7 protein-coding genes are annotated in these 10,236 nt (G+C 44.8%); 5 read left to right on the top strand and 2 right to left on the bottom strand.

Annotated features, from left to right (window positions below; translation table 11 throughout):
* The first annotated feature begins 249 nt into the window (after positions 1 to 249).
* The 4 genes from HN980_04470 (at position 250) to rfaE1 (ending at position 6,322) form a co-directional block, all read left to right on the top strand.
* Positions 250 to 2,097, top strand: coding sequence for a hypothetical protein (locus HN980_04470; GenBank protein ID MBT6928730.1), 1,848 nt, complete (start codon positions 250 to 252; stop codon positions 2,095 to 2,097).
* Between the two features lie 501 nt (positions 2,098 to 2,598).
* Positions 2,599 to 3,753 carry a phosphotransferase gene (locus HN980_04465; GenBank protein ID MBT6928729.1) on the top strand — a complete coding sequence of 385 codons (1,155 nt, stop codon included), beginning with the start codon at positions 2,599 to 2,601 and terminating at the stop codon, positions 3,751 to 3,753.
* Between the two features lie 281 nt (positions 3,754 to 4,034).
* A complete protein-coding gene (gene rfaD / locus HN980_04460; GenBank protein ID MBT6928728.1) occupies positions 4,035 to 5,006 on the top strand; it encodes an ADP-glyceromanno-heptose 6-epimerase in 972 nt (323 codons plus the stop codon).
* Positions 5,000 to 6,322, top strand: a complete 1,323-nt coding sequence (gene rfaE1, locus HN980_04455) for a D-glycero-beta-D-manno-heptose-7-phosphate kinase (GenBank protein ID MBT6928727.1) — start codon at positions 5,000 to 5,002, stop codon at positions 6,320 to 6,322. Before rfaD ends, rfaE1 begins: the two co-directional genes overlap by 7 nt.
* Before the next feature lie 101 nt (positions 6,323 to 6,423).
* On the opposite strand, the gene HN980_04450 is transcribed toward rfaE1, so the two are convergent.
* Positions 6,424 to 8,475: a hypothetical protein gene (locus HN980_04450; protein MBT6928726.1), complete on the bottom strand. Its 2,052-nt coding sequence runs from the start codon at positions 8,473 to 8,475 to the stop codon at positions 6,424 to 6,426.
* A gap of 122 nt (positions 8,476 to 8,597) precedes the next feature.
* Between HN980_04450 and amrA the strand changes: the two genes are divergently transcribed.
* A complete protein-coding gene (amrA, locus tag HN980_04445; protein MBT6928725.1) occupies positions 8,598 to 9,173 on the top strand; it encodes an AmmeMemoRadiSam system protein A in 576 nt (191 codons plus the stop codon).
* On the opposite strand, the gene HN980_04440 is transcribed toward amrA, so the two are convergent.
* Positions 9,160 to 10,236: aminotransferase class III-fold pyridoxal phosphate-dependent enzyme (locus HN980_04440; protein MBT6928724.1), on the bottom strand; the 1,077-nt coding region annotated here is incomplete at its 5' end. The two genes, amrA and HN980_04440, sit on opposite strands and share 14 nt — an antisense overlap.

Raw genomic sequence — 10,236 nt, 5'->3', positions numbered from 1 at the left:
CCCAGACCCCCAGACCCCCAAAAGAAAATCCTCGGGGTTCTAGGGGTGAAACCCCTAGCCCGCCCTATTTCTCTCTGTGTTCTCTGTGTTCTCTGTGGTGAAAATTCTATTTCTATTCCTAAATCCGAATTTTTTGGGGAGCTTCACCTTCGCAAGTTTTATCATCTGTTACTCAACTTTGAACTATCCCTGGATTTTTAATCAGATATCATGTAAAATAGATCGTAACTAATTTAATAAGAGGGCATTATGAGCACCAGCACTTCAGCGATCAATAGAATTATCCAATCGGTAGCCAATTATGGTGTTATGAATGAAGTAACATCATATGAGCTAGATGGTCATCAACAATTTTTAGCTTCACTTCACTGCCACACCAGCCTTTTGATGTTATCTAGCGATATTAAGATAGCAAAGCCGGGGATAAGAACTCATTCTATTGAAAAAGTTCCTTTGGCGGCAGGGTTAATTTATTCAGTCGCAACCCCTTTAGCTAAAAAATATATTGAAAAGCCAGAAGATCAACAGAACCCTTTATTGACACTTCTTTCTAAGCTAACAGTTCGTATCGATCCTGTCTGTAAGGTTATTTGCGATAATAGCAACAAGATTATGGTGATCGCTTCTTGTGTGAGCTATGTCGCTCTTACTGCTTTAGGGTTTACAGCAATAGGAGTGACTGGGCTTGCTGGGCTATTCCTTTTCGCGATAAAAAGAAAAGGATATATGCCGGCTATTGTAGATAAATATTTGAACCCTATCAGCAGTCTAGCAAGGATTTATACCGTTTTGATCACCCCAGAGTCTCTCCCGATAAAAGCCTTGCAATTACTCGTTTATGGTTCCGCATTGATTAATTTCTTGATGACGCAAGAAAAAGTAACTTCACTATTGCCAGCACATATAAGAAAAAGAGCTCCAGGTAGACATATTGTCTCAGAAAATCATAAACTTTCGTCTTTTTCCGTAGAGGCGATTCGTGAAAAGATAAAAAATGATAGTAGCTTTTCTGTTAATATGTCTTCGATACATTCTGACAGTGTTGAACAGATCTTCCCCGCAGACTACCATGAAGAATTAGAAGAAATTAGCCCTGAAATTCTTTTCGGAGAGCTAGAACAAAAAATTAAAGATCGAGATCTCTCCCTTACGGAAGATCAACAAGCAGGATTATCTCGATTAAAGAATGGATTTGTTGATGGCCATGTCGAGGATCAGGCTGTCCAAAATATGCAAATGTTCAGAAGGGTCATGAAGTCTCTTATTCATTCTATTATTCGTGATGATAAGAATTTTGACTCCAAGGCTAAAGAAATTGCGGAGATAGGAAAACAATGCATAGGAGGGTGGGTAAGAGAAACCTCTTCTATGCTATTGCCAAAGACAAAAGATGCGACATGGGCTGTCCACCATGAATTAGCAGTATTGCGTGGGGAGTGTATTAAAGAAAAATTGGGAAAAATGATTCGGGAATCGGAAACTGATGAGGATGCTAAGAGAAAATATGGCGGCTCTAACAATATACACGCTACTAATGCTGTTCAATTAGGGCTGTGGCATTCTCTTAGACCATATGAAGCTGAAGTCGCTCGAGATTATAAAGGTGCAGATCTTAGCAGTATTATAGTAAATCGTTGGCAGAATAGATTGCAGAAAGGAGAACAATTGAAACCCTTAGGCGCCTTCGGTGGCATGCTTGCGGAATGGCGTTGCGCAATGGCATACCCAGGAATTTCTATTAGATTAACAAATAAGATTAGGACGATTTATGAGACAGTAGTGGGAAAATATGAGCCTTCTTTGCTTGTCGATAATATTTGTGATGCTATTTCGCCACAGTATGTCCCTGCTGAAGGTGACGTCAGTTCTGTCGATACATCCCGTAAGATCTCATGGGATGCGATTACAGGCTGGCTGTGTGATATTGACGAAAGGTTATCCGACTTGCAAATTTTAGATCCAAATACATACGAATATAATGAACAGTTTGTAGAAAAGGATCCCGCCAACCAATATAGATTGACCAAAGAAGGCGTTCGGTTATTACTTTGGGACAAAGGCGTTATTGCACCTCGAATTAAACCTCATCAACGTTAAGGGCTCCGCGGTTAAGGGCGCTCCGCGCACCCTTGACAATCCCGCGACAAGGGGAAAGATCCCCTTGCATCCCCGCGACAAAGCAAAAAGCAAAGGCGAAACGCCTTTGCTTTTTTGCTTTGTCTTTGCCGTCATCACCATCGAAACGATGGTAATGAGGGTGTATGAAGAACTTCTGGGGTCACACTGGGGTCAGGCCGGACATTCGGATATTTCAAATGTCCGAATGTCCGGCCTTATACCCCTTATTAGCGGCAACGCTAATAAGAAACCGCGTTATTAGCGCTTTTGGCCAATTTCGATAATAGCAGCCACAATACCTTGCGTTTTTCATAAAAACGTGATTATGTCCACGCTTTTATGAAAAAGAACAAAAACCACAACCAAATCACACATATTATCAGACGCTGCTTGTTCATTATTTGATTGAATAAAGACATGGCATTATGCTACGATGTTATTCCGATAAAACTTAGTATTAATAGGATAGGTGAAATTATCATGAAGAGATTTTTTTTATTATTTATAATAGCGACAACTTTTTTCGCCAATACATGCTACACAGAAGCATACACTAATGGTATTCTCAGGCCTACGACGTTAGTCGCCAAAGCGAACGAGCAAATTGTTGATGTTTCTGACGGCACATATACGTTAGTTGAAGTTATAGGCAATGTTTCGGAAGTTTTCAAACAGCCTATTCAAGAAGCATTAGCGACAGCTTCTGCTAAAGATGATATTGATAATATCAAGTTAAAGCCACTGCTTGGAGGGTTGTCGAAATCAAAATTATTTCAATTCGACGTCAAAGGCAAAAGATATGTGCTGAGGATTCTCGATGAGATGAAAGACGTCGAAAAAAGAAAAGCCGAGGTTGCCGGACACTCTATTGCTGCAGGGCTTGGCATAGCTCCCGAGCTATTTTATGTTGATTCGATGTCGCTTGTTATTGTAATGGAATTTATTGATGGCAGGTTATTTTCAAGAGATGACTTAAATAACGAGGTCGTCGTCAGAGAAGTCCTGCATACAGTGAAAAGGTTTCATGATTACTCTGGTGATAGGCGATTGTTACGGGAGAGAACGACAATCGAATTGATACAGAACATTTACAAAAAACATTCGGCGCAAGGGACAGTATATCCTAGCTGTTTCGAGGGCTTGTTGGAGAATCTCGATCAAGAAGCCGTTGCTATATATGAAAACACAAAATGTGTGCCTTTGCATGGCGATCTTAACCACAACAATATCATCATAACCAAAGACGGCAAAGTATACCTCATCGATTGGTCGGAGGCTAGGATGGACCATCGCTTTTCCGATATTGGCTGGATGTCGTGTTTTTTGGGGGCGGAAAAAGAGGATATAAGAAACCTCTTAGAAGGTTATTTTGGCAGAGAACCTTCGCAAAACGAAATCGAAGAGGCGTTGTTTTTTAACGATGCCACGATATTGTTGGCGGCGGCAGCGTGGATGCATTGCCAAGAAGAACGCAACCAAGAAAAATTGGATATTCTTCTTGAAGAACCTCTTAAAAAAGGCACGCAATATGTCAAAGAAGGCATCACCACGCAAGAGGTTAATGCATTGGAAGGCATAGACGCTACGAAATATGCTTTGGGATGGCTAAAAGAATTTATTGAAAACCAAAGCTAAAACCACAACCAAATCGTGTATGTTATCAGACGTTGACAAACATTAGGGTCACAATCACGAGTAGAAATCGACTGGAATATTTTTTATCTCATCGCCATCGTTTTTTATAGCGGATAGGAATAGCGTTTAGCGGATAGAACCCCAAAAATCCTATTCCGAACTATACGCTCCACGCTATAACTATACGCTATAGACAGGGCGCGTAGCTCCGCCATTGCCAGTTGCTGTTTTTATGATGTTTTGGTATAGTATGGTGCTAATGAAACGAGAGGGGTAGTGTTATGGAAGACAAAATTATTGTTGTGACTGGTGGTGCTGGGTTTATTGGGTCTGGGATTATACGGCATCTTAATGACAGAGGAATTAGTAATATTGTTGTTGTCGATGAGCTTGAGGAGTCTGAGAAGTGGAAGAACCTTGTTGGCAAGAGTTTCGATGACATTGTCTCGAAGTATGATCTGTTCGACTGGCTTGAGGGCCGGGAAGACGAGATCGGTGCTTTCATCCATATGGGCGCATGTTCTGACACTACGGAGACCGACGCTGACTATCTCCTTGAGAACAACTATCATTATACCGTTGATTTAGCGGAATACGCTATCGAGAACGACATACGCTTTATATATGCATCTTCGGCGGCGACCTATGGCGATGGTGAGAAGGGGTTTTCTGACGATCATGAAGGTCTTCTTGGCCTTGAGCCTCTCAATATGTACGGATATTCCAAGCATCTTTTCGATCTGTGGGCGCAGAAACAGGGCGTTCTTGATAAGGTCGTGGGTCTGAAATATTTCAATGTTTTCGGTCCTAACGAAGGACACAAGGGACGCATGGCTTCTGTTATCCCTAGTTTTGTTAAGAAGGGACTTAAAGACGGGAAGATATGCCTTTTTAAATCTTCGGAGCCGGAGAAATATAGCGATGGCGGGCAGAAAAGAGACTTCGTATATGTCAAAGATGTTGCTAGGATAACGTGTAGCTTCCTCAACAACACAGAATGTGGAATCTTTAATGTCGGCAGTGGTATTGCACATACGTGGAATTCCTTGGCGCATTCTATCGTTTCTGCTGTCGATTTCGATGTGAAGATAGAATACATCGACATGCCCAAAGACCTTATAGGGAAGTATCAGAACTACACTCGCGCTGACATCGAGAAACTTCAAGGTGTCGACGACAATACAATGACGCCGCTGAAAGACGCTGTCGAAGATTATATCAAAAACTATTTATTGGTGGATAAATTATGGTAACGTTAACAGGGATGTTCAACAACTTCAAACCTTTCAAAGCTCTCCTTGTCGGAGATCTTATGCTCGACACCTACACGATAGGTGACGTAAGGAGAGTTTCGCCAGAAGCCCCTGTTACGGTTCTTAACGTAGAACGCGAAGAACAGCGCCCTGGTGGTGCAGGAAACGTTGCTCTAAACATCATGGATTTTGGCGGCAGCGTTTCTTGTGTGGGACGCGTTGGTAATGATGCCACTGCCGATGTTCTCAAAAATCTCCTCGACAGCGAAGGTGCTGACGTGAAAAACATCGTTACGCAAGACGGTCTATTGACACCTCTAAAAAATCGTGTAATTGCTGGAAGCCAGCAGATAGTACGTGTCGACTTCGAAAAGGTCACCCCAATTTCCGAAGACAAAGAAAAAGAAGTCCTCGATGTTGTAAAGGCTGCTATCGGTGATGTCGACGTCGTCGCCATCTCCGACTACGGCAAAGGTCTGCTTACGACTAGACTACTACAAGACATCATCGCCGTAGCGCGTAATGCCGATGTTCCTGTCGTTGTAGACCCCAAAGGCCTCGACTATTCGCGTTATCGCGGCGCTACACTGATAAAGCCTAACTTCAAAGAAGCTTATGAGGCCGCTGGGATGAGCCACGACGCTTCTCTAGAAGACGTCGCCGCTAAGATATTACGCGATACTGATGCCGAATACCTCCTCATAACGCGCTCTAAAGATGGTATATCGCTATTCGATGCGAAAGGAAAACATCAGCAGTTTTCCGTTACAGCACGCGATGTTATCGACGTCACTGGCGCCGGAGATACCGTTCTTTCTATGTTGACATGTGCTATAGCAAACGGTTTTTCTATGGAAGACGCAGTAAAGCTCTCTAATGTCGCTGCTAGCATAGCAATAGAACGTTTTGGATGCGCTCGCGTCACCCTTAAAGATATCGCAGAACGCCTTCTCGATGACGATATTGATAATAAGATCTTCGAAGAAGAACATATCTTCGCCCTTAAAAATATCTTGTCGATGAAAAGCTTCGTCACTATCGGTGTCGAAGCTACTAAAGGCCTGACGTCGACGATATTCCAAAGTATAAAGCGTTATGCAAGAAGCCATGAGAGGGAGCTTGTCATTTATATCCGTGACGTTGACCCCGACGAGGAATTCGTCTCCATCTTGGCATCGCTGTCGGAAGTAGGATTCATCGTGATAAAAAGCGATAGCTTTATGCATCTGTGCAACACGATACGCCCCGACGAAGCCTTCGTCATCGAAGACAACAAACTCGTCGCTCTCGAAAGCCCAGAAGCACTTTTACAATGAACAATGAACAATGAACAATGGAATGTTGGTTTTATCGTTCAATATTAACATCATTAATGCTTACTTTTATTGATAATTGATAATTGAGCATTGATAATTGATCAATGTAATATAGTGTGCTGTATCCACCACTTTTGTGGGTGGTCGGTTATCGTTATAGGTGTGGTTCTGGAGGCGTTTTTCTCTGCGATGAATTTCTCTGCAGAAGCGTCGTGGGGGCATATATTTATCCAGCGTAGCGATGGCGTCGTGTCGATGATCTTTCCTAGGATGGCAGTGTCGACGTGGTCGCGGAAAGTCCCCAGACATAGACCTTCAAGGTGGGAAGCCTTCTTAGTGAAAGACAGAAGGTTTTTCCAGTCGAAATAGCGTAAGGCGAAGAACCCGGCGATGCGAAGGTGCGGACATAGCTTGCCGAGGGTCTCGAGACCTCTAGATGTTATGTCGTTGGTTATCGATATCGTCACAGACGTCAGGCCAGTAGCATTGTGAGCAAAACGTATCAGCGCCGCGTCGTTGAGCTTGTAGTCGTAGCACGTGGCAGCCTTCAGACGGCTATTGTTTTTGGCGAAAGCGATAGGGGCTTCGCCGAGATGCCGTATCTCGAAAGCCACAAGGTTCGACGTCGCCGCTGCCATAGCATCGATATGGTCCAGCATGCTGGCATCGTGATGCAGAACAAGGACCTCTAGCTGCGGGTTCTCCTGCAGAAGGGTTACTGCGCCGGAGCCTATGGCGCCACAGCTGCCGAGGTCAAGAAAGCGGAGCTTCTTGGAAAAAGAAGCAAGGTGCCGTAGGTATTTGTCAGAAAGCTCCGAAGAAGATAGACGTAGCGTCGTGATCTCGGGGTTTTTCTTTATAAGAGCTAAGGCGTCTTCGGGAGATATCATTTCGACATCTTTGCCGATATTCTCGCGCAGCTCCAGAGATGTCAGCGTGGTGATCTCGTCATTGTCGATGAAATTTTTCTTGAAAGCCGCCCTGTCGATAACGCCGCCGATGAGGGCAAGAGAAGTTAAAGCGAGGTCGCCGATGATTTTTGTCGCCTTGGAAGTCATGGTGAAATGCTCCAGACGCAGACTCGTAAGCTTGGGGAACTTCGGCAAGGTGTCGATGAGCTGCTTCTGGGCGGAGATGCCAAGGCGGTTAAGCTTAAGGGTTGTAAGGCGCTGCAGCTTCGTGAAAGACTCCAGGCCCCTGGACGACAAGTGGGCATACTCTTTTTCTTCGCTGCCATCGAAAGAGATGTCTTCGAGGTTGACAAACGTCGACACCAACCCTTCAAGCTGGTCGTCGGTGAGACTGTTGATCTGGCCTAGAGAGGCTTTCTTGATAAGACCGCGGTTCTCAAGAAGAAGGACGAGGTCGGCAGGAGGTATCTTCGTAAGGTCGCCGCCGGACTTCACCCACCACGTCTCCAGAAGGTTCGTTAAGAAACGCTCTTTATTGGAAGAAAAGACGCCTTCGTCACTGAGGTCTATAGAATGCTGATGACATATGTCACTCCAGGCAGCGTCGATGTCTTTGGAAAGTCCACGAAAATACTCTTGCTGCTTAGAAAAGACCTCGGAAAAACTCTCGCCGATGTTGCTCAGAACCCCTTCCCAATATTCTTCTAGCTCTTCGAAGGTGGCAAAGACTTTCTTCAAAGCCTTCTTGGCGACACCTGCCGAAAGATGACTTTTCCAGCGCGCGAAGATGGAAGCATGGACGCCTGTCAATGCGTCGCCGAGGCGTATCTTCTCACACTCGTGAAGAAGGTTGGGGTTGCCTATCTTGGCGATGAGCTCTATAGGATATTCCAGACACAAGCTCGTAAGCTCGGAGTTTTCCTTGTCATGGACACTAGACCTTTTCGAGACGCCGGAATCCTGGATGACCTGCTGTATGAGTTCGTTGGCGTCGGAAAGGATGCCTGACATATTTCGTGCGGTGACATCGTTGACATAAGCATTCCAAGCATGAGGGTGGAGCTCTACGACAGGAGGCGAAAGGTTGTTGATGAAAAATCTGTCGACAGCGTTGTTTATAGAAGAACGAACCTGTGAAGCTATGGCATTGACATTTTCATTGGATATAGGGTTTTGCTCTGCGTCAGTATTTCCGCTCATCTGCGGTCCGAAAACATTGTCAGGAAGGCCACCTACTGTCATGATAATTAGCTCTTATATTTCTTAATAATTGAGGTTAAAGATTTTTTTACGAAAATAGCAAGCGAAAAAAGAACTTTTACACTAAATTGTGGGTTACAGCAATAACATAGGAAGTTAGTAATATGGACTATAAAGACCTTATAGCGTTGGCGCGCATGGCGATAGCTAAGAATTTCGGCGATAATTACGACGCCACACAATACGAAGAAAGCTTCACGGAAAAGCAAGGAGCATTCGTAACCCTTAGAACCTTTCCTGATGAAAACCTCCGTGGATGTATAGGATATACCCTCCCTGTTTTTTCCTTGGCAACGACGATACAGCGCGCTGCCGAAGCCGCCGCCTTCCAAGACCCTAGGTTCCCTTCTTTGCAGAAAGAAGAACTCGATGTCATCACCATAGAGATATCGATACTTACAGTTCCCGAGCCACTAGAATGCCTTCCAGAAGAGCGCAGCAAAAATATACGCATAGGAACCGATGGCCTCGTCATAGAATACCACGGAAGACAGGGACTGCTACTGCCACAGGTCGCTACGGAAAACAACTTCTCCGTAGAAGACTTCCTCGAATGTCTTGCCAACAAAGCCGGCGTCGCCTCTGAAGCAGTACTGTCGCCGGAAGCAAAAATCCTCACCTTCCAAGCAGAGATATGGCACGAAGAAACACCTAATGGAGCAATTATCAATTATCAATGATCAATGTTTTCTCTATGATTTCCACGACAGCGTCGATGTCTTCGACGGTAATAACACCTACTGGCAACAGAAATCTCACCCTTTTCGGTGTGCCGCCGGCAGTGAAGGCAATGACACCAGCATCATAGAGCTTCTCGACGAACGATGTCGTCGCTTCTTTATCGCCAGCGCGATAGGTGAATGCCACCATGCCACCTAAACCATAAGGCCCTGAAATTGTTCCGGGATACCGCTCAGAAAGGACTTCGAGGTTTTTAACGAAATGCTTATGGTATAGCGATATCTTACCGTCTTCGCCAAGGAAATCTCCAGACACCAACTTTTCGATGATGACCTTCCCAACAGCTAACGCCGTAGCACTAGAAGCGAACGTCTGGCTTATAAGGCGCGGTGGTGGACGATAATACTCGTTGAAGAGAGTGCCACACACCTGTGAAAACTTCCCGAAGGTGACAATATCAGCATATTCTTCCAGGCCAAAATGCTGGAAGGCGAAAATCTGAGGAGTCCTTCCGAACGTCTGTACCTCGTCGATAACGACCGCGATGTCGTGTTTCTTCGCTATAGCCATTACAGCAGAGAAAAAGTCATGCGTCCCAGGGTATATGCCACCATTGCCCTGGACGAGTTCTACACATAAAGCAGCATAAGCGCCGGGGTTAGCGGCGATATGCCCTTCTATGGCATTAATAGCGTCGTTGGTGCTCTTCTCAGGATCGTTGTGGTTATAAAAAGGTATATAGTCGACGTCGAGGGTGTTAGGAAGAATGTCTTTGCAGCTGCCGATGTCGGAGATCTGTGTCGTCGCCAACGTCCTTCCCATGAAACATTTCTCGAAAGCAAGAACCCGCGATGCCGACGTTTTCTTCGCGAAAGCAAGCTTCAAAGCATTCTCGCAGGCTAAAGCACCAGACGTTGTCATAACACAATGGTCAAAACCTGAAACCTTCGTGATAACCTTAAGAAAAGAAAGATATTCCTTGCCAGGTTGAAGATGTCCTTGTATAGCTACATCTGTTAGAGCAGCATCTACAGCAGCAAGGACGAGGTCTTCGTCGCTATG

It is taken from the genome of Waddliaceae bacterium, assembly GCA_018694295.1.
In the GTDB taxonomy this organism is placed as follows: Bacteria; Chlamydiota; Chlamydiia; order Chlamydiales; family JABHNK01; genus JABHNK01.
This window is presented reverse-complemented; position numbering and strand designations above follow the sequence as displayed.